At 73.3% G+C, this 20,114-nt stretch carries 16 protein-coding genes; 8 read left to right on the forward strand and 8 right to left on the reverse strand.

From position 1 onward, the window contains the following. Positions 1 to 1,247: O-antigen ligase family protein (locus QZ433_RS09620; RefSeq protein WP_295782536.1), on the reverse strand; the 1,247-nt coding region annotated here is incomplete at its 3' end. Positions 1,248 to 1,308: 61 nt separating this feature from the next. Between QZ433_RS09620 and manA the strand changes: the two genes are divergently transcribed. From manA to QZ433_RS09640, 4 genes are all read left to right on the forward strand, one after another. Continuing rightward, positions 1,309 to 2,472 carry a mannose-6-phosphate isomerase, class I gene (gene manA / locus QZ433_RS09625; RefSeq protein WP_295782538.1) on the forward strand — a complete coding sequence of 388 codons (1,164 nt, stop codon included), beginning with the start codon at positions 1,309 to 1,311 and terminating at the stop codon, positions 2,470 to 2,472. A 144-nt stretch (positions 2,473 to 2,616) separates the two neighbouring features. After that, complete coding sequence (locus QZ433_RS09630; protein WP_295782540.1) at positions 2,617 to 2,940, forward strand: WhiB family transcriptional regulator; 324 nt, start codon at positions 2,617 to 2,619, stop codon at positions 2,938 to 2,940. A 78-nt stretch (positions 2,941 to 3,018) separates the two neighbouring features. Further along, positions 3,019 to 5,862 (forward strand): glycosyltransferase, encoded by a 2,844-nt coding sequence (locus QZ433_RS09635; RefSeq protein WP_295782542.1) that lies wholly within the window; start codon positions 3,019 to 3,021, stop codon positions 5,860 to 5,862. Further along, entirely contained in the window at positions 5,859 to 7,256 is a 1,398-nt protein-coding gene (locus QZ433_RS09640; RefSeq protein WP_295782545.1) for a DUF5719 family protein, read from the forward strand. The genes QZ433_RS09635 and QZ433_RS09640 overlap by 4 nt, the downstream gene beginning before the upstream one ends. A 96-nt stretch (positions 7,257 to 7,352) precedes the next feature. Here QZ433_RS09640 and QZ433_RS09645 read toward each other — a convergent pair whose 3' ends face one another. After that, a complete protein-coding gene (locus tag QZ433_RS09645; RefSeq protein ID WP_191966730.1) occupies positions 7,353 to 7,784 on the reverse strand; it encodes a hypothetical protein in 432 nt (143 codons plus the stop codon). Positions 7,785 to 8,038: 254 nt separating this feature from the next. On the opposite strand from QZ433_RS09645, the gene QZ433_RS09650 reads away from it, so the two are divergent. After that, positions 8,039 to 8,245, forward strand: a complete 207-nt coding sequence (locus QZ433_RS09650; protein WP_108320734.1) for a DUF3499 family protein — start codon at positions 8,039 to 8,041, stop codon at positions 8,243 to 8,245. A gap of 45 nt (positions 8,246 to 8,290) precedes the next feature. On the opposite strand, the gene QZ433_RS09655 is transcribed toward QZ433_RS09650, so the two are convergent. Continuing rightward, positions 8,291 to 9,121, reverse strand: coding sequence for an RDD family protein (locus QZ433_RS09655; protein ID WP_295782550.1), 831 nt, complete (start codon positions 9,119 to 9,121; stop codon positions 8,291 to 8,293). A gap of 16 nt (positions 9,122 to 9,137) precedes the next feature. On the opposite strand from QZ433_RS09655, the gene QZ433_RS09660 reads away from it, so the two are divergent. From QZ433_RS09660 to katG, 3 genes are all read left to right on the forward strand, one after another. Continuing rightward, positions 9,138 to 10,133, forward strand: coding sequence for a stage II sporulation protein M (locus tag QZ433_RS09660; RefSeq protein WP_295782554.1), 996 nt, complete (start codon positions 9,138 to 9,140; stop codon positions 10,131 to 10,133). Positions 10,134 to 10,205: 72 nt separating this feature from the next. Then, positions 10,206 to 10,667: a Fur family transcriptional regulator gene (locus QZ433_RS09665; RefSeq protein ID WP_295782559.1), complete on the forward strand. Its 462-nt coding sequence runs from the start codon at positions 10,206 to 10,208 to the stop codon at positions 10,665 to 10,667. Beyond that, positions 10,664 to 12,916 (forward strand): catalase/peroxidase HPI, encoded by a 2,253-nt coding sequence (katG, locus tag QZ433_RS09670; RefSeq protein WP_295782562.1) that lies wholly within the window; start codon positions 10,664 to 10,666, stop codon positions 12,914 to 12,916. The genes QZ433_RS09665 and katG overlap by 4 nt, the downstream gene beginning before the upstream one ends. Before the next feature lie 184 nt (positions 12,917 to 13,100). Here katG and QZ433_RS09675 read toward each other — a convergent pair whose 3' ends face one another. The 5 genes from QZ433_RS09675 to QZ433_RS09695 form a co-directional block, all read right to left on the reverse strand. Continuing rightward, the gene (locus QZ433_RS09675; protein WP_295782564.1) at positions 13,101 to 14,060 is read right to left on the reverse strand and encodes an NAD(P)-dependent oxidoreductase; all 960 of its coding nucleotides are present in this window, start codon (positions 14,058 to 14,060) and stop codon (positions 13,101 to 13,103) included. Continuing rightward, positions 14,057 to 16,591, reverse strand: a complete 2,535-nt coding sequence (locus tag QZ433_RS09680) for an alpha/beta fold hydrolase (RefSeq protein ID WP_295782599.1) — start codon at positions 16,589 to 16,591, stop codon at positions 14,057 to 14,059. The genes QZ433_RS09675 and QZ433_RS09680 overlap by 4 nt, the downstream gene beginning before the upstream one ends. A gap of 116 nt (positions 16,592 to 16,707) precedes the next feature. Continuing rightward, positions 16,708 to 17,730: a 3-oxoacyl-ACP synthase III gene (locus QZ433_RS09685; RefSeq protein WP_295782567.1), complete on the reverse strand. Its 1,023-nt coding sequence runs from the start codon at positions 17,728 to 17,730 to the stop codon at positions 16,708 to 16,710. Between the two features lie 124 nt (positions 17,731 to 17,854). Then, positions 17,855 to 19,156 carry a DUF58 domain-containing protein gene (locus QZ433_RS09690; protein ID WP_295782570.1) on the reverse strand — a complete coding sequence of 434 codons (1,302 nt, stop codon included), beginning with the start codon at positions 19,154 to 19,156 and terminating at the stop codon, positions 17,855 to 17,857. After that, complete coding sequence (locus QZ433_RS09695) at positions 19,156 to 20,085, reverse strand: MoxR family ATPase (RefSeq protein ID WP_295782602.1); 930 nt, start codon at positions 20,083 to 20,085, stop codon at positions 19,156 to 19,158. Before QZ433_RS09695 ends, QZ433_RS09690 begins: the two co-directional genes overlap by 1 nt. Positions 20,086 to 20,114 lie beyond the last annotated feature (29 nt).

The following is a 20,114-nucleotide window of genomic DNA, read 5'->3' on the forward strand; positions in this document are numbered from 1 at the left end:
TGCACCACGAGCAGGGCGCCGATCAGCGTGGGCAGCAGCGTGAGGGGGGAGTGCGGGCGGTCGTCGCGGAGGTCCCAACGGGGGCGGTCCACGGCGAAGAACCACGACCTCCACACATAGGCGAGGAAGACGAGCGCGAGGAGGAAGACGCCGATCCCGCCGAGCTGCAGGTAGGCGTCGAGCCACATCGAATGCGCCTGGACGGCCGTGCGACCGTCGTCGAGGATCCACCCGTCGATGAGGGGCTCGGTCGCGATCCACGGCGTGGAGAACCCCCATCCGACGACCGGGTGCTGATCGGCGCGCGCGATGACCTCGGCCCAGACGCCCTCGCGTCCGACCAGGTCGGCTCCCCGGCCGAGAACGCCGAACAGGGCGTCGCGGCCGAACCAGATCGCGGCACCGCCGCCCAGGCCGATCACGGCGTACAGCAGGTACCAGCGCGTGCGCTCGCCGGGGCGTCGCGCGGTGCGCATGACCAGGACCGTCCCGAGCACCAGCGCGACGAAAGCTGCGGCGATGTAGGCCGTCGTCGACTGCGCCCGCACGAACAGGAACGCGGCCACCGCGATCCACACCCACAGCAGCACGCGCCGCGGGGCTCCGGCGGCCAGGCGCACGGCGAAGACGATGATGGCCACGAGCATGACGGCGGCGAGCAGGTTGGCGTTGCCGAACACGCCCTGGATGCGTCCGCCGTCGAGGAGGTTGTCGCGCGACCAGTAGGCGACCGGGTCGGTCCCGTCGGCCGGGATCACGAAGCCGGGCAGCAGCGGACCGCGCACGAGCAGCGAGACGGCGACCTCGAAGAGCAACGACAGCCCCACGACCCACTTCGCCGCGGAGGCGACCGCGCGCACCACGTCGCGCCAGGTGAGCACGGCTCCCACGAACAGTCCCTGGAACGTCGTGATGACCAGAAGCAGCCAGGTGAGGACGGATGCCACGGGCCACGCGCTCCACGCGATCGACGCGGTCGCCCACGCGAGGTAGCCGAAGGCGAGCCACGGCAGGCGCCGCACGGCGAGAGGGGGGCGCGTGACCAGCCAGACGACCGCGGACACCACCGCCGAGGCGAGGACGACGACGGCGGTGACGATGGGGCCGACGGCGTTGACCAGACCCACACCGCCCAGGGCGAGGACGAGCAGGAACACGCACCACGCCCGCAGCAGCAGGTGCCCGGTGGTCTCTCGTGTCGGCGCCGTCGGCAGTGCCGCCACCGGGTGGTTCGTGTACATGGCCATGGTGTGATCAGGCTACCCGTCGGCATCCGGCGACGCAGGGGCGGCCAGTATGCTGGCGCGCGTGCTGATCGCCCTCTCGAACACGCCCCGTGACTACGCCTGGGGCAGCCCGACGCTCATCGCCGACCTCGAGGGGCGTGAGCCCTCGGGCGCGCCCGAGGCCGAGGTGTGGTTCGGCGACCACCCCGGCTCGCCCGCCGAGGTGCACGACGGGACGGGGCGGACCCTGGATGCGTGGCTGCCCGCCGTCGCCGCCGCACACGGCGTGCCCGAGAAGCTGCCCTACCTGCTCAAGCTGCTCGCCGCCGGCGCGCCCCTGTCGATCCAGGTGCACCCGTCGAAGGAGCAGGCGGTCGAGGGCTTCGCCCGCGAAGAGGCGGCCGGAGTGCCCCGCGACGCGGGAGAGCGCAACTACAAGGACGACAACCACAAGCCCGAGGTGATCGTCGCCCTCAGCGACACCTTCACCGCCCTCGCGGGGCTGCGCGACATCGCGGCCACGCGCGAGCTGGTCGACGCCCTCGGCGACGCGCCGGCCGTACGCGCGCTGCGCGACCACCTCTCGTCCGGCGACGCCGCCGAGGCGCTGCGGGCGACCATCGGGTGGCTGCTCGGCGCGGCGCGCCCCGCCGAGATCGAGGAGATCGTGGATGCCGCGGCATCCGCCTCCTCCGGGCGATTCGACGCGGAGCTGGCGCTGACGCGGTCGCTGCACCGCGCCTACCCGGCTGATCCGGGCATCGTCGTGGCCCTGCTGATGAACCTGGTCGAGCTGCGCCGGGGAGAGGCGATCTTCGTCCCCGCGGGTGTGCTGCACGCCTACGTCGCGGGCCTGGGTGTGGAGATCATGGCGGCGAGCGACAACGTGCTGCGCGGGGGCCTGACCCCCAAGCACATCGACGTCGACGAGCTGCTGGGGCTGGTCGACTTCACCCCCGCCGACCCGCCTCTGCTGCGCGCGGCGCCGGCGGGGGAGGGCGCCGAGGTGTTCGCTCCCGGGATCGCCGACTTCGCGCTCGGGCACCTCGTCGAGGGTGAGGCCGCGCGTCTGGAGCTCGACGGGGTGTCGATCGTGCTCGGCGTGGCCGGTGAGGCGACGGTCACGGGAGCGTCCGGCGAGCGGATCACGCTGCGTCCCGGTCAGGCCGCGCTGGCCACGCCCGACGAATCGCCGCTGGCGACCGACGGGGGCGGCGAGGTCTTCGTCGCGATGCCGGGGGCCTAGCCCGCGACACGCCGATGCGGATCATAAAGGTTCACGTCGGCCTTGAGGGTTTACGATCCGCGACTTGACCAATCCGAATCACACGGGTGTAATTATGACTGCGCGGAACCGCGTCATGGGGGCGTGAACGAGGCGGAGGACGATATGGCGACGTCGCAGTACCGGTCCGGTGTCCCGGACAATTGGTTCGTCGACCCGGTCGACCTGGGTGTACCCGGAGTTCGTCGGGACATCGACGCCACCGAAGAGAACACTCTCGCGTGGCAGAGCGACGCGCTGTGCTCGCAGACCGACCCCGAGGCGTTCTTCCCCGAGAAGGGCGGCTCGACCCGCGACGCCAAGCGCATCTGCACCTCATGCGACGTCAAGTCCGAGTGCCTCGAGTACGCGCTGCAGAACGACGAGCGCTTCGGTATCTGGGGCGGCCTGAGCGAGCGCGAGCGGCGCAAGCTCAAGCGTCGCGCCTGAACCCGTCCGCGCGCGATCCTCGTCCCGACGGCGCGGCGTCCGTGATCGCCGAAGCGCCCGCTTAGGCTGATCCGCGTCATGCCCGCCCGTGTTCACGCCATCCTCGTCGTGCGTCCCGAAGGACGCACGCCCGCCGCGGACCACCTGGAACGTACTCTGACCGCGCTCGCGGCGCAGAGCCGACCGGTGGACGCGCTCACGATCGTCCTCTGCGGTTCCGATCCCGCACTGACCCGCCTGGCCGCCTCGTCCGGCGCCGAGGGCGTCATCACGGCATCCGCGGGAACGACCTTCGCCGCGGCCACGGCCCTCGCCACCCCCCGGCTCACCGGTGACGCGGTGTGGCTGCTCGCGCAGGACACCGCGCCCGACCCGGACGCTCTCGTACGTCTCGCCGGGGCCCTCGAGCTGTCGCCGCCCCTGGTGGTCGCCGCGCCGAAGCTCGTCGCCTGGGACGATCGCGACTCGATCCTCTCGCTCGGCGTGAGCATGAACCGCTACGGCGGCACCGTCGAACTCGCCGCGGGCGAATACGACCAGGGCCAGCGCGACACCGACGCCGACGTCCTCGGCTCCGACATCCGCGGCGTCCTCGTGCGCCGCGACGCGTGGACGGCCCTCGGCGGACTCGATCCGGCCCTGGGCGGTGCCGATGAGGGGCTCGATCTGGGTGTGCGCGCCCGGCTGGCCGGTCACCTCGTCTCGCTGGTGCCCTCGGCGCGCGTCGCCGTCGCCGGTGACGGCGTCGCCGCCATGGCCCGCGGTCGACGGCGCGCGCGTCGTCGCGCCTTCGCGACCCGTACCGCGCAGCTGCACCGCCGGCTCGTTTACGCCCCCGCGGCGGTCGTCCTTCTGCACTGGCTCTCGTTCCTGCCGCTCGCGCTGTGGCGGACGGTGATGCACCTGGTCACGAAGGTCCCCTATCGCGTGCTCCCCGAGTGGGGGGCGACCCTGCTGGTGATGGCTCGACCGGGTGCCGTCGCGCGTGCGCGTCGCCGCATCCGCACCTCGCGCCGCGTCGGATGGTCGCGCATCGCGCCGCTGCGCGTATCGCGTGCCGACATGCGCATGCGCTGGGAGGGCGACGTCGCCGACCCCGACGCCCCCGTCCGCTCCGAGCTGCGCTTCTTCACCGGCGGCGGGGCGTGGGCCGTGCTGGGCGCGCTCGCCGTCTCGGCGGCCCTGTTCGCTCCGCTGCTCGCCTGGCCGACACTCGGCGGGGGAGGACTCGCACCGCTGCGCGCCACGGTCACCCAGCTCTGGCAGGACGCCGCGTGGGGTGCGCGCCCCCTCGGATGGGATGCCGTCGGCCCCGCCGACCCGTTCTCCGCGCTCGTGGCGATGCTCGGCACGCTCTCGCCCGGCGACCCCTCGCGCGCCCTCGTCGTGCTGTGGGTGCTCGCCCTTCCGCTCGCCGTGCTCGGCGGCTGGTTCGCCGCGACCCGCGTCACCGAGTCCGCGCTGCTGCGTATCGTCGCCGCCGTCGCCTGGGCCCTCGCCCCCACGTTCCTCGCCGCCCTGACCGAGGGGCGCCCGGCGCCCGTACTGCTGCACCTGCTGCTGCCGTGGCTGTTCTTCGCCGCGAGCGTCGCGCACCGCTCGTGGGCGCCGGCGGGAGCGGCATCCGTTCTGCTCATCGCGGTACTGGCGTGCGCGCCCTCGCTGGCGCCCGCGGTGGTCGTGCTGTGGTCGGCGGCGCTGGTCGTGGTGGCCCTGGTGGCCGGTCGGGGCATCGCGCGCGTGGTATGGCTCGTCGTGCCGTCGGCGGTGATCTTCGCCCCGCTGGTCTGGACGCAGGTGCGCGCCGGCAACCCCTGGGGGCTGCTCGCCGATCCGGGTGTCCCGTACGCGGGCGCCGAGGCCGGTGCCGACCCCCTCGGGCGGGCCCTGCTCGCGGCCGGCTTCCCGACCTCGGACCCGGGCGGCTGGGCGAGCCTGACCGGCGGAACCGTCTGGTGGGTCGGTCTGCTGATCGCGCCGCTGGCCGTGCTCGCGCTGCTGTCGGTGCTCACGCCGCGGTGGATCGCGGCATCCGGTCTGATCGTCATCGCCGTCACGGGACTCGCGACCGCGTTCGCGGCCGTGGGCATCGCGGTGTCGTTCGACCACTCGACCGCCGTCTGCCTGTGGCCGGGCGCCGGCCTGAGCCTGGCCTGGGTGGGCCTCGTGGGTGCCGCGGTGATCGCGCTCGACGCGGGCGTGCACCAGCGGGTGTCGGCCCTGCGCCCGATCGGCGCCCTTCTCGCCCTGCTGCCGCTCGCCGTCGCCGTCGCCCCCGCTCTCACCGCCACCGCCGCCGGAGCCGAGAGCGGGCGCACCGTCGTGACGAACGGACCCGTGTCGACACTTCCCGCGTACGTCGCGGCCGAGGGACGAGGCTCGCTCGATATCGGCACCATCGTCCTCGACCCGCGCAGCGACGGCCTGCGCGTGCAGGTCGTCTGGGGTGGAAGCGCCACGCTGTCGGGACAGAGCACCGTGCAGGCGACCCGCACCACCGCCGATGAGGGCGACGCCGAGCTGGCCGGTATCGCAGCCGACCTCGTCACCCCCTCGTCGAGCGATGTCGTGGAGCGTCTCGCCGCGAAGGGCATCGCCTTCGTGCTGCTCGAATCCGCGTCCGACGACCAATCCGACGTCATCCGCGGCGATCGTCTGAGCGCCGCCTCATCGCTCGATCAACGAGACCTGCTCGACCCCGTCGGTGCCACCTCGCGCGGTGACCTGTGGCGTGTGAACGCCGCCGTCGCACCCCGCGCCGCCCTCGACGACCACCGCGTCGGACTCCAACGCCTCGTGGCCCTGGGGTCGCTCGGCGTCATCGTCGTGGCCCTGCTGCTCGCCGTCCCGACGGCGGCGTCGCGGCGCACCGCCCGTCGCACGCCCCGCATCGTGGGACCGACCCCGGGAGGAACCCGATGAGCGATCGTCGACTCGTCCGCGTCGCCGCCACGAGCGCGCGCCTGGTCGCCGGTGCCGCGATCGCGGCGGCGGCGGTGGTCGGCACGGTCGCGGCGATCGCCGCCCCCTGGCCGCAGTACCGCGCGGAGCCGGTCCGCGTCGACGCCACACCCGAGGCCAGCGACACGCTGCTGGCCTGCGACGGCCCCCTGCTCGCGCTCGGCCGCAGCGCCGACTCCGCGAACGGCCTGACCGCCGCCGCCGCGCAGCAGATCGTCAGCGGCCCCGCCGACGCGGCCGCGGTCACGAGCGCGCTGACGGGCGCGACCGCCGACGCGTCGGGTGACGCGCAGGCGCTGCGCGCGGCCCCGCGTGATCGCACGCCGACCCCGCTCGCCGCGGCGGGCTCGGCGACCGTGGCCTCGGCCGATCTCATCGGTTTCTCGGCCTCGGCCTGCCGCGCGCCCCTGGCGGAGTCCTGGCTCGTGGGCGGAGCGACCACGACCGGGGCCAACGACCTCGTCGTCCTCGCCAATCCGGGCGACGTGCCCGCGACCGTGCAGCTGTCGGTCTACGGTGCGCAGGGCGTCCAGACCCCGCCGAGCGGTCAGAACCTCGTCGTCGCGGCCGGCCAGCGCCGCGTGGTGCCCCTCGCCGGGCTCCTGCTCGGCGAGGAGAGCCCGGTCGTGCGCGTCGAGGCGTCGGGCGCTCCCGTGCACGCGTCGCTGCAGGCCAGCCTGACCCGCGTGCTGCTGCCCGGCGGCAGCGACCAGGTCGCGCCGGCCCGTCAGGCCGACACCCGTCTGGTCATGCCGGGAGTCCAGGTCGTGACCTCGGCCGAGGGCCAGGCAGGCACCGTGCTGCGGCTGCTCTCGCCCGGATCCGACGCCACCGCGACGGTGACCGTGATCCCGATGGATGCCACGGCATCCGCAGCCCCTCCCACCGAGGTCCCGCTGACGGCGGGGCTTCCCACGTCGCTCGACCTGTCGGGCCTGTCGGCGGGCGCCTACACGGTCGAGGTGTCCGCGACGTCGCCGATCGTCGGCGCGACGTGGTCGACCACCGGCTTCGGCGAGGGTGCCGACTTCGCCTGGTACGCCGACGCCCCCGAGATCTCGGCGCCGACCGTCGTCGCGGTCGCCGACGGGGCCGGGAGCAGCGCGTCGCTCGTCCTCGCCGCCGGTGACGCCGAGTCCACCGTCACCCTCACGCCCCTCGGGGGCGGGAACGCGGCCGCGACGACGGTCGTGGCGAACGGGGCGGTCGCCGTGCCCGTGGCGGCGGGGGTCTACCGTCTCGAGGCGACCGCGCCGGTGCGCGCGGCGATGTCGTACGTGGGAACGGGCGCGCTCGCGTCGTACCCGCTGTGGCCCGCGGATGCCGCCGCCTCGGCGTTGACCGTCCTGCCGTAGGGCGGGCCGGGGATCCGGCGCGCGTCGTCCGCGGTCCGCGGAAGGTCGCCGAGGCGTTCGTGCGGCGGAAGCCGGCCCCGTTCGCGCACCGCCGGCTCAGAAGAAGCGGAAGCGCTCGGGGCCCAGGTCCCACGGGTCGCGGTCGAGATACTCGGCAGCCGCGCGGAACACGGCACCCTCGATCATCATCCGCCGGTGCAGATCGTCGTCGTGATGGGGGTGACCGAGGCGTTCGATCGGTACGCGGTAGAGGATGATGCGCTTCTCGTCGCGCAGCACCGTCCACCGGGGGATGCCATCGGCGGCCGCCGGGGGCATGATCCCGATCTCGAACGAGACCTCGCGCAGGTCCGACCACGCCGACCGCAGGAACTCCGCGGCAGCGCCCACGGCGATGTCGAACCTCTCGACCCGGGTGTCGATCGGCGGGAGCGGGGGACGCACCACGGGACTGCGGTTCTCGCGGCCGTGGCGGCCGTGACGCGACGGGCGGACCACCGGCCGCGCTTCGCGGGAACGGCGACGCATCATGACTGCCATCCTACGTTCGCCCGGCCGGATGGGCGGCCCGGCCTCCGGTGACTCGGACGCCGACGCGCACGACGGCGGGGATCGCGGGGACATGCCGGTGCCTGGGCGGGTCCGGGGCGGCCTGTCTCGGCATCCGCCCGCGGTTGTGCACGGGGCGGGCGGGTGGGTGGGAACGGCGCGGACCGGTGGGAAACGGGCCGGGCGGCGCGGCGCGGCCGTGGTGTCGGAGGGGCTGGCTAGGCTGACCGGCGATGCGCGACAGACTCTGCTCGAAGGTGGGATGCGCCCGCGAGGCCATGAGCACCCTCACCTACGACTACGGCGACCAGATGGCGGCCCTGGGCCCCCTCGGGCGCGCGGGCGACCCCCACGCGCACGACCTGTGCGCGATCCACGCCGACCGGCTCTCTGTCCCCAAGGGCTGGGTCGTCGTGCGGCACGAGACACTGCGCGCCTGACCCCTCGGGTGGGATGCCGAGAGCCCCCGTCGCCGGCGTCCGCGCTCAGGCGCGTTCGGTGAGGGCCGCCGCGCGCTCGTTCTCGAGCAGCAGCGCCCGGTACTCGCGATCGCGCCGCACCGCCGACACCGCGCGGACGAGGACCTCGGCGTCCACCGCGGGCACCGGGGACACGAAGGGGCGCACCGCCTCGGACAGCTCGACGGCGACGCGCGCGCGGGCCGACGACTCGAGAGCATCGGCGCCACGCACGAACTGCGAGATGCGGGCGGCGAGCCGGTCGGGCAGTCGCGACACGTCGGCGATACCGGCCCACGACTCCATGCCCGGGGGGATGCCGGGCGCAGCCGGCGGAAGGGGACGCGCCCGGGTGCGCTCGCTGGCCGTGCCCGCGAGCAGGTCGCCGAGTCGCTGTGCGCGGGGGGTGAAGATCCCCACCACCGCGGCGATCGCCCCCAGGGTGAACCAGATCTCCAGGACCCCGACCAGCGCGCGGATGAACGCCTGGCGGAAGCCCGCCGCCCCGCCGTCGGTGCGCACGATGCGCGCGCCCACCGCGAGTCGTCCGAGACTGCGCCCGCGCGACAGCGTCTCGACCGCGGTGGGCAGCAGGACGAGGACGAGCACGATCAGCGAGATCACCCCGATGTTCACCGCCGACTCGGCGATCACGCCCTGATCGATCAGCACGCCCAGCAGCAGCACCCCTCCGACAAGCACGACGACGCCCACGATCAGGTCGATGACCGCGCCCAGCAGGCGCAGGAAGAAGCCGACGGGCTGCACGTCGAGCGCGACCGCCTCGCCCGTGAGGGTCTCGTCCGCGTCCGTGTGGACCAGGGCGACCGCGGGCGCGGGAGTCGAGGGCGAAGCCATGCGTACAGTTGACCACATGGACCTCGACGCCCTCACGGCCGCCCGGCGCGAGGAGTGGGCGCGACTGGACGAGCTGGGCCGCCGACGACGCCTGACCGGGCCCGAGGTGGACGAGCTCGTCACGCGCTACCGCGCGGCATCCGCGGATCTCGCCGACATCAAGACCTCGGCGGGGCGAACCGACCAGGGCGATCACGTCTCGATCCTGCTCGCGCGGACGCGGCTGCGTCTCACCGGTGTCCGCGACAACGTGCTGAGGCAGGCGCCGCGCTTCTTCGTGCGGCAGCTGCCCGCGGCGCTGTACCGCGTGCGATGGACGACTCTGGCGGTCGCGGTGTTTTTCGTGGCGGTATCGACGCTGGTCGCCCTGTGGATCTCGGGCGATCCCGCCGCGGTGGCGGCCCTGGGATCCCAGAGTCAACTGCAGGACTATGCCGACGAGCAGTTCGTGAGCTACTACCGCGAGAACCCGAACGCGATCTTCGCGGGGACGGTGTGGACGAACAACGCGTGGATCGCCGCGCAGTGCGTGCTGTTCGGGGTGACGGGCTTCTGGCCCGTGATGGTGATCATGCAGAACGCGGTGGGTGTCGGCAGCTCGGCGGCGATCATGATCGCCTTCGACCGCGCCGACGTGTTCTTCCAATTCATCCTTCCGCACGGCCTGCTCGAGCTCACGGCGATCTTCGTGGCCGGAGCGGCGGGCCTGCAGATCTTCTGGGCCTGGGTGGCGCCCGGGCGCCGCACCCGCGCTGCGGCCCTCGCGGCCGCCGGTCGCTCGCTCGCGACCGTCGCCGTCGGCCTGGTGTTCGCCCTCGCGCTGTCGGGGGTCGTCGAGGGATTCGTGACCCCGCGCGACTGGCCGTGGCCGATCAAGATCGCGATCGGTGCCGCCGCCCTCGGCGTCTTCCTGTTCTACATGCTCGTGATGGGTCGCCGCGCGAGCCGTGCGGGGGAGACGGGTGATCTCACCGAGTACGAGGCGGGCACCCCCACGCTCACGGCGGGGTGACGGCATCCCGGTTACGAATCGTTCCCCGGCGTGTCATTTTTGATTCATTCAAAAATAGCTAAGCTGGGTCGCATGCTCGACAGTCAGCCGGATGCCACCGCGGATGCCCTCATCCGCGGTGCCGGGCTGCGGGTCACGGCGACGCGCGTCGCCGTGCTCGAGGCCCTGCGCGACCGGCCCCACGCCACCGCCGACGACGTCTACGCGCGTCTCGTCGGCTCCCTCCCCGGAACGAGCAAGCAATCGGTCTACAACGCGCTCGGCGACTTCGCCGACGCGGGGCTGGCCCGCCGCATCGAACCCGCCGGCCACTCCGGCACCTTCGAACTGCGGGTGGGTGACAACCACCACCACGTGGTGTGCACGCGGTGCGGGCGTATCGACGACGTCGACTGCGTCGTCGGAGAGGCGCCGTGCCTGCACGCGCCGGAGGGCAGCGGTTTCGTCATCGAGACCGCCGAGGTGACGTTCTGGGGCGTGTGCCCCGACTGTCGAGCGGAATCCGAAGCCGAAAAACCGAGAGGATCCCGATGAGCGACACGCTGAACGGATGCCCCGTCTTCCACGACGGCGCCGCCCCCGACGACAACCGACTGCCCGTGGGCGAAGCGCCCGCCGACAGCGAGCCCGCCGGCGCCCTGCCCCACCCGACCCAGGGATCGGCGAACCGCGTGTGGTGGCCCGAGAGCCTGAACGTGAAGATCCTCGCCAAGAACAACGCCCAGCGCGACCCGCTGGACGAGGGCTTCGACTACCGCTCCGCCTTCGAGGCTCTCGACCTGGATGCCGTCAAGAAGGACCTGCAGGCCGTGATGACGACCTCGCAGGACTGGTGGCCCGCCGACTTCGGCCACTACGGCCCCCTGATGATCCGCATGGCCTGGCACAGCGCCGGTACCTACCGCGTCACCGACGGTCGCGGCGGATCGGGCGCGGGAATGCAGCGCTTCGCACCGCTGAACAGCTGGCCCGACAACGTCAACCTCGACAAGGCCCGCCGACTGCTCTGGCCCGTCAAGAAGAAGTACGGCCAGTCGATCTCGTGGGCAGACCTCATGATCCTGGCGGGCAACGTCGCGCTCGAGGACATGGGCTTTCCCACCTTCGGCTTCGCCGGCGGCCGCACCGACGTGTGGGAGCCCGACGACGACGTGTACTGGGGCCCCGAGACCACCTGGCTCGGCGACGAGCGCTACGCGGGCGACCGCGAGCTCGAGCGTCCGCTCGCCGCGGTGCAGATGGGTCTGATCTACGTCAACCCCGAGGGTCCCAACGGCAACCCCGACCCGCAGCTGTCCGCGAACGACATCCGCGAGACCTTCGGGCGCATGGCCATGAACGACGAAGAGACCGTCGCCCTCATCGCCGGTGGTCACACCTTCGGCAAGACCCACGGTGCGGCGAGCGACTCGCACGTGGGCGTCAACCCCGAGGCCGCCGACATCAACGACCAGGGCCTGGGCTGGAAGAACAGCCACGGTACCGGCAAGGGCGACGACACCATCACCAGCGGCCTCGAGGTCACCTGGACCTACCACCCCACCCGCTGGGACAACGAGTTCTTCCACATCCTGTTCGGCTACGAGTGGGAGCTGTTCCAGAGCCCCGCGGGTGCGCACCAGTGGCGCCCGGTCAACGGCGGCGGCGAGGGACTCGTCCCCGAGGCCCACTCCGCGGGCCGCCGCGAGCCGCGCATGCTCACCAGCGACCTGGCCCTGCGCGTCGACCCCGCCTACGAGAAGATCTCGCGCCGCTTCGCCGAGGACCCGGCCGCCTTCCAGGACGCCTTCGCCCGCGCCTGGTTCAAGCTGACCCACCGCGACATGGGCCCGCGCGAGCGCTACCTCGGCTCCGAGGTCCCCGCCGAGGTGCTCGTGTGGCAGGACCCGGTGCCCGCCGTCGACCACCCCCTCATCGACGCCGACGACGCTGCGGCCCTGAAGCAGCAGATCCTCGACAGCGGCCTCTCGGTGCAGCAGCTCGTCACGACGACCTGGGCCGCGGCATCCACGTTCCGCGGCAGCGACAAGCGCGGCGGCGTGAACGGTGCGCGCATCCGCCTCGAGCCCCAGAGGAGCTGGACGGTCAACAACCCCGAGCAGCTGGCATCCGTCCTCTCCGTCCTCGAGGACGTCAAGGCCGCGTTCGACGCGAAGGGCGAGAAGAAGGTGTCGATCGCCGACCTGCTCGTTCTCGCGGGCAACGCCGGTGTCGAGCAGGCCGCCCTCGCCGGCGGCGTCGAGGTCGAGGTGCCCTTCACCCCCGGCCGCACCGACGCGTCGCAGGAGCAGACCGAGATCGAGTCGTTCCGCTGGCTCGAGCCGATCGCCGACGGCTTCCGCAACTACGCCTCTCGCGAGACGCGGCTGCCCGCCGAGTTCCTGCTGCTCGACAAGGCGAACCTGCTCACGCTCACCGCCCCCGAGATGACCGTGCTCGTCGGCGGCCTGCGCGCGATCGGGGCGAACTGGGACGGCAGCGACTGGGGCGTCTTCACCGACACCCCCGGGGCCCTGACCAATGACGTGTTCGCGAACCTGCTCGACCTGGGCACGACGTGGAAGCCCCTGGATGCCGGCAAGCACGCCTTCGTCGGCACGCGCGACGGATCGGGAGAGAAGGTCGGCGTCGGCACCCGCGTCGACCTGGTGTTCTCGTCGAACTCCGAGCTGCGCGCGCTCGCCGAGGTCTACGCCTCGGACGACGCGAAGGAGAAGTTCGTGCGCGACTTCGTCGCCGCGTGGCGCAAGGTCACCGAGCTCGACCGGTTCGACCTGGTCTGAGCTGCGGCATCCGGAAGGCCCGTCCCCTCTGCGGGGGCGGGCCTTCCGTCGTCGGCCGTTGGACCTCGTCCCGCTTATGGCCGGTCGGGGCGGCGGCGGGCGACCATTTTCGGGACATGCACCGTCGAAAGGGGGACGAGGGGGGCGACCGGCGACGTCGTCGGGCGGGGCGGATACCGCGAGCTCAGGCGCGCGACAGGCGGCGCAGGCCCTCGTCGATCGATACCGCGGGCGTCCAGCGCAGATCGCGGCGGATCTCGGTCTGGTCGAACCAGTGCGCCGTCGACAGCTGCTCGGCGAGGAATCGCGTCATGGGCGGTTCGTCCTGCCCCGGGCGCACCGCCCACACGCGCTCGATGAGCGACCCCGCGGCCTTCGCCAGTCCCGCGGGCACGCTGAACCGCGGGGGCGTCACGCCCGAGGCGCGGCAGATCCCCGCGAGCAGGTCGCCGACCGGGCGCGGCTCACCGTTCGTCAGGACGTACGCCCGTCCGCTGACGTCGTCGACGCGGTCGAGGGCGGCGACGATCCCGGATGCCGCGTTGTCGACGAACGTGGAGTCGATCAGCGCCGTGCCCCCGTCCAGCAGCGGCAGCGTGCCGCGGCGGGCGCGCGCGACGACCCGCGCGATCAGCTGCGTGTCGCCCGGTCCCCACACCAGGTGCGGGCGGATCGCGACGAGGGCCGTCCGGTCGCCCGCGCGCGACAGCGCGAGCAGTTCGGCCTCGGCCTTCGTGCGGGCGTACTCGCCGCGCGCGGCCGCCGGATCGGCCGGTTCGGCACCGACGCCGGCGAGGGCGTGCCCCGCGTGCGCGACCGACGGCGAGGACACGTGCACGACGCGCGTGACCCCCGAGGCCGCGGCGGCGTCCAGCAGCGTGCGGGTGCCCTCGACATTGACCGCATGGAAGTCGTCCGGATCTCCCGCGAGCGACACCTTCGCGGCGAGGTGCACGACCCCGTCGATTCCCGAGAGGGCGGATGCCACGGCATCCGGATCGGTCACCGAACCACGTCGATCGTCGACGCCGTCGACGCCCGAGGCGCGACGCTGCAACGTGCGCACAGTGTGCCCGGCCTCGAGCAGCGCGCCGACGACGGCCCTGCCGAGGAATCCGGACGCGCCGGTGACGAGGACTCTCACAGCGGCGTGGGTTTCTCGCCCGCGAGGACGCGTTCGGCCCAGGCCGCGACGCGGGTGCGGTCGATCTTGGAGTTGTGGCGGATGTCGGTCGGAAGCGCCGGCACGACCAGCACCGCGGCCAGTCGTTGCGCGGTCGCCGCGCGCACCGCGCCGGTGAGGGCGGGGGATGCCAGCCCCGGCCGGCGATGACGTGTCTCGACGACCGCTACCACGACCTGACGGCCGGACGGTCCGACGCCCACCGCCGCGGCGCGCGAGAGGCCGTCCACCGCTTCGACGTCCTGCTCGACGCCGACCGGGGTCACCGGTCCGTCGGCGGTGGTGATGACGTGGGGGAGTCGACCCTCGACCCAGAGACGTCCGTCCGCGTCGAGGTGGCCGACGTCGCCGGTGCGATGCCACCGCTCGCCGAGGCCCCGACGGGCCTCGCGGTCGGTGAGGTGCAGGCGGAAGTAGCCGCGTTTGAGGTGAGGCGCCGAGATGACGATCTCGCCCGTGACGCCGGCATCGGTGGCGGGTTCGCCGGTGGCACGTCCGAGAGCGTCGAGGGCGGAGATCCGCACCTCACCCGTCCCCAGCGGCCGACCGACGCAGACGCCGCGGTCGCCCCGGGCGGCCTCGATCTCGGGCAGGGTCACATCCGCCACCAGGAGGCACTCGGTCATGCCGTACGGCGTGTGCGCCGCGGCGTTCGGCATGAGCGCCTGCGCACGACGCAGCAGGTCGACGCTCACGGGAGCGCCCGTCGACAGGAACGTCTCGACGCGCGCCAGGGCCGCGCGATCGGCATCCGTCAGCTCCGACGCGGTCGCGACCACGTTGGCGACGGCCGCGGGCGAGAGGAAGACGATCCGCGCGTCCGAGGCGCGCACCGCCGCGGCGACCGCGGCCGCGGTCAGCGTGCGCGGGGCCGAGACGTCCATGTCGGGCGTCGCCGAGCGGGTGCCGAGGGCCGGACCCAGCAGGGCGAACGGGGCGAAGCCGGTGACCAGGCCCGTCTCGGCGGTGACGCCGAAGTGGGCGGCGAGGGTGTCGCGCAGGGCCGTCAGCTGCGCGTGGGTGTACACGACGCCCTTGGCCGGCCCCGTCGAGCCCGAGGTGAACAGCACCGCGGCGTCGGCGTCGGCCGCCGGCGGCTCGGGGAGGTTTCGTCCGCGCCCGGCGCGCGCCAGGTCCGACAGGCTCGCCTCGACGCCCAGAGCCCGGGACGACGCGGCCGGAAGGGCCGTGGCCGAGATCCGGCGACCGGGCCAGCCCAGGGCGCGCGCGGCGGCGAGGCCGGCGACCTCGCCGATCACCACGTCGGGCACCGCACCGCGCACGGCGCGGGACAGACCCCGGATGCCGAGACCCCGGTCGGCCACGACCACCACGGCGCCGATGCGCACGCACGCGTACAGCGCGGCGGTCAACGTCGGGCCCGGCTGCACGAGCAGCGAGACGCGGTCGCCCGCGCGGACGCCGAACGCGTCGAGTCCGGCCGCGATCTCGTCGACGCGCGCGGCCAGCTGACGCCAGCTCACCCGCAGCGGCTCGGTTCCGCGGGTCGTGCTCATGTCGATCACGGCGGTGTCGTCGTCGTCGCGACGGGCGACGAGAGCGTCCCACAGGCGGCCCGTGGACGCCGCGGCCGGCGCGGCCGCGCGGGACGAGCGACGGGTGCGCGGCGTCGGGGCCACGGCATCCGTCACCTTCTCGTCGAGCCAGTCGAGGACGACGTCGGCGTAGGGGCGCTCTTCGGCGATCAGGTGGCCGGCGCCCTCGAAGCGGTGGACGTCGGCGTGCGGCATCCGTTCGGTGAGGTCGTCGAGGTGATCCTCTCCGAAGACGGGATCCTTCGGTCCGCGCAGCAGCAGGGCCGGCACCCTCAGCTCGCGCAGTCCCGCCGACATGCGGTGCAGCGCCGGCGTGCTCTCGTGGTCGGGGGTCGCGGGGATGTCGGCGACGAACCCGCCGATACCGCGACGACGTGCCACGGTCGCGTAGGGGCTGCGGAACGCTGCGCGCACGGCCGGGTCGAGGTCGGCCAGGGCCAGGGTGACGTCGAGGAAGGCGGTCGTGCCCGTCGTCCCGGCGGCCAGCATGCCCCGCGCCGTGGCCACGCGCAGCGCGAACGGCAGTCGAGCGCCCTCGGGATGGTGCACGGCGGTGTTCAGCGCCATGACCGCCGCGAGACGGTCGCGGTTCTCGACGGCCCAGCCGAGCGAGACGGGCCCGCCCCAGTCGTGTCCGAGCGTGACGATCGGACCGCGGATGCCGAGTTCGGCGACGAGCGCGTCGAGGTCGGCGATCCGCTGCGCCAGCGTCCGACGCAGCGGAGTGCGCTCCGAGAAGCCCATCTCGAGCTGATCGACGGCGACGACGCGCCACGCGGGACGCCCCGCGTCGGCGCGGGCCAGCGAGGCGGTGACGAGGGCGCGCCACAGATAAGACCACGTCGGATTGCCGTGCACCGCGACGATGGTGCCCACCGGCTCGACGCCGCGGCGATCCAGGGCGTCCCCGGTGTCGAGGACGTGCCAGGTGCGCATCGCCCCGGCGTCGGCGAAGACGCCCTCGACGGCGACCAGCCGTGAGAGCGAGGGGTCGAGGCCGGGCAGTCCCGCGGGAGGGAGGGTCGCCTGCAGACCGGTGACACGGTGACGGCTCACCAGGCCAGCTCCAGCATGCCGGTGTTCAGCCCGGAGCCCACTCCCATCAGCAGGACGCGATCGCCCCGACGCAGCGTCTTCTGCTCGGCGGCCAGGGTGATCGGAATGGATGCCGGGCCCACATTGCCCAGGTGGGGATACGTGACCGGGACGCGCTCGCGGTCGAGCTTGGCCGCACGAACGATCGCCGAGGTGTGCACCGACGAGACCTGGTGGGTGACGTAGCGGTCCATTCCGGTCCACGAGAACTCGTCCTTGGCCTCTTTCCAGGCCGACACGACGAGGTCGAGACCGCCCTTGAGCAGGGCCTTCGCGTCGGTGAACATGCCGTCGACACTGCCCACGCACAGGTCGTAGAACTGCGTCGCCGCGCGCGTCACGCCGCCCACGATGCGGTGCCCCTCGGGGTGGTCGCTCGCGCGGCCCAGCACGGCCGCGGCGGCACCGGAGCCGAGCGTCAGCGAGGCGAACTCCTGCATGAACGCGTCACGGTCGAGGTCCTCGCGCACGAGCCGGTTGATCGTGTTGACCTGGATCTCGTCGGCATCCTCACCGTTGACGATGAGGGCGTACTTGACCTGGCCCGACTGGATCATTCCCGCGGCGAGGCTCATCCCGTTGATGAACCCGAGGCAGGCGTTGGCGACGTCGAAGTTGATCGCCGAGCTGGGCAGACCCAGGCCGTGGTGCAGGCGCACCGCCACCGACGGCTCGAGGTGCTTGCGCGTGACCGACGTGTTGATGATGAGCCCGACCTCGCTCGGGTCGACGCCGGCCTCGGCGAGGGCCTGCTTGCCGGCGGCGATCGTCGCCTCGTCCGAGGACTCGCCCTCGGCCCAGTTGCGGCGCTCGTTCACACCCGCCACGCGGCGCAGCAACCCCGGCTTGAGCTTGAGGCGTTTGAGCGCGGGAGCCAGACGCTCCTCGATGTCGTCCGACGTCGTGACGCGGCTGGGCAGGACGCTCGCCACCGACACGAGGGCCACATCGTCGAAGTGCGTGGTGGCGTTACCTGGCAAGAGAGCTCCGCATCCTGTGCGTAGACGGCGAGGCCGCGCGCGGAGGGGACGCGCTGACGGCTGGAAGGGTACCCCTCAGGATATGCCGCGACGTATGTCGCGGGCTGCATGGGGGCTGGACGTGCTACAGCCGGCCCGCCGCCTTGAGCGCCAGATAGCGGTCGGCGACCAGTGGCGGGAGGTCATCGGCGGAGGCGGACACCGCGTCACCGCCGGCCCGCACGACCGCATCGCGCACGCGCTCGGCATCGTGGCGCGCGCGCTCGATCGCGGCCGCGGCGTACACGTCGGCCGCGTCGCGGTGCGCGGGGACGGCGCCGGGACCGTCGGTGGCCGTGGCCACGAGCAGCCGCGAGCGCTGGGCGACGGCGGGGAGGGCGGCGAGGAAACCGCGCGCCGCCTCGGGATCGTCGGCGGCCGTGAGCAGCACGACGAGGGCCGGGCGCACCGACAGACCGCGCACCTGGGCGAGGGCCGCGTCCCAGTCGGTGTCGATGAGCTGCGGATCGACGGGGGCCATGGCATCCACCAGAGCGGGAAGGAGTTGCGATCCGTCCACCCGGGTGACACGGGCGCGCGTGACGCGGTCGAACATGAGCAGGTGCACATGGTCGCCCGCGCGAGCGGCCAGGACCGACAACAGCAGGGCCGCCTCCATCGCCGCGTCCAACCGGACGCCGTCTCCGACGCGCGCGGCGGCGGTGCGGCCGGTGTCGATGACGATCACGACGTGGCGGTCGCGCTCGGGGCGCCACGTGCGCAGCATCGTCGTGCCCGCGCGTGCGGTCGCCCGCCAGTCGATCGAACGGACGTCGTCTCCGCGCACGTACTCGCGCAGGCTGTCGAACTCGGTGCCCTGGCCGCGCACCTGCAAGGACGTGTTGCCGTCGAGCTCGCGCAGCCGCGCGAGGCGCGACGGAAGATGGCGGCGCGAGGTGAACGGGGGCAGCACCCGCAGGCGGGCCGGCGCGTCGACGCGGGCCTGTCGTCCGGCCAGTCCGAGGGGACCGGCGGCGCGGATCACGACGAACGCGCTGCGCAGCTCGCCGCGACGCCGGGGCCGCAGGGGCAGCGGTGCGCCCCGCCGCTCGCCGGGGGGCACGACGACGCTCTGGCGCGCGGACGGCGCTCCCGCGGTGGGCTGCCAGGCGTCGCGGACCCTCGCGCGCAGCAGGCGCCGACCGAGATTGCGCACGCGGACCTCTCCCGCGACCGGTTCGTCGCGCAGCGCGCGATCGGGGTGCGTGCGGGTGATCTCGACCCGGCGCGGATCGGCGGCGAGGACGACGTCGAGGCCCGTCAGCACGGCGCACAGCAGCACCCACCCGCCCCAGACGCCCCACGCGGGCGCGCCGCCGCTCGTGAACAGCACGAGAGGCGCGACGCCCAGGGCGACGAGCAGGACGAGACGGCCGGTGACGAACATCAGATCGGCACGCGGGTCTGCTGCAGCACCGAGGTGAGGATGGCATCCACCGAGACCCCCTCGATCTCGGCCTCGGGGCGCAGGCGGATGCGGTGGCGCCACACGGGCACCAGCATCGTCTGCACGTGATCGGGGGTGATGGCGGGGTATCCGCTGAGCCACGCCCACGCCTTGGCCGCGGCGAGCAGACCGGTCGTCGCGCGCGGGCTGACCCCCAGCAGCACCGACGGACTCTGCCGGGTCGCCCGGGCGAGGTCGACGACGTAGCCGAGCAGGTCGTCGTCGACGGCGACCGAGGCCGCGGCGTGCTGCGCGGCGAGGATCTCGGATGCCGTGACCTGCGGCTCGACTCCCGCCTCGCCGAGGCGGCGGGGGTCGAAGCCGTTCGCGTGCCGACGCAGCACGTCGACCTCGGCGTCGCGACCGGGCAGGTCGACGACGAGCTTGAGCAGGAAGCGGTCCAGCTGCGCCTCGGGAAGGGTGTACGTGCCCTCGTGCTCGATGGGGTTCTGCGTCGCCGCGACGAGGAAGGGGTCGGGCAGGGGTCGGCTCTCGCCGTCGGACGAGACCTGGCGCTCCTCCATGGCTTCGAGCAGGGCCGCCTGGGTCTTGGGCGGCGTGCGGTTGATCTCGTCGGCCAGCAGGACGTGGGTGAAGACCGGACCCGCACGGAACTCGAAGCCGCCGGCACGGGCAGCGTAGACGAGGGATCCGGTGACGTCGCCGGGCATGAGGTCGGGGGTGAACTGCACGCGCCGCGTGTCGAGGCCCAGGGCGCGGCTGAACGATCGCACCAGCAGGGTCTTGGCGACGCCGGGGACGCCCTCGAGCAGGACGTGTCCGCGCGAGAGCAGCGCGATCAACAGTCCCGTGACGGTGCCGTCCTGACCCACCACCGCCTTGCCCACCTCGAGGCGCACGCGGTGCATCGCGTCGCGGAGGGCTGCGTGGTCGTGCG

This window comes from uncultured Microbacterium sp. (assembly GCF_913776565.1).
Taxonomy (GTDB): Bacteria; Actinomycetota; Actinomycetes; order Actinomycetales; family Microbacteriaceae; genus Microbacterium.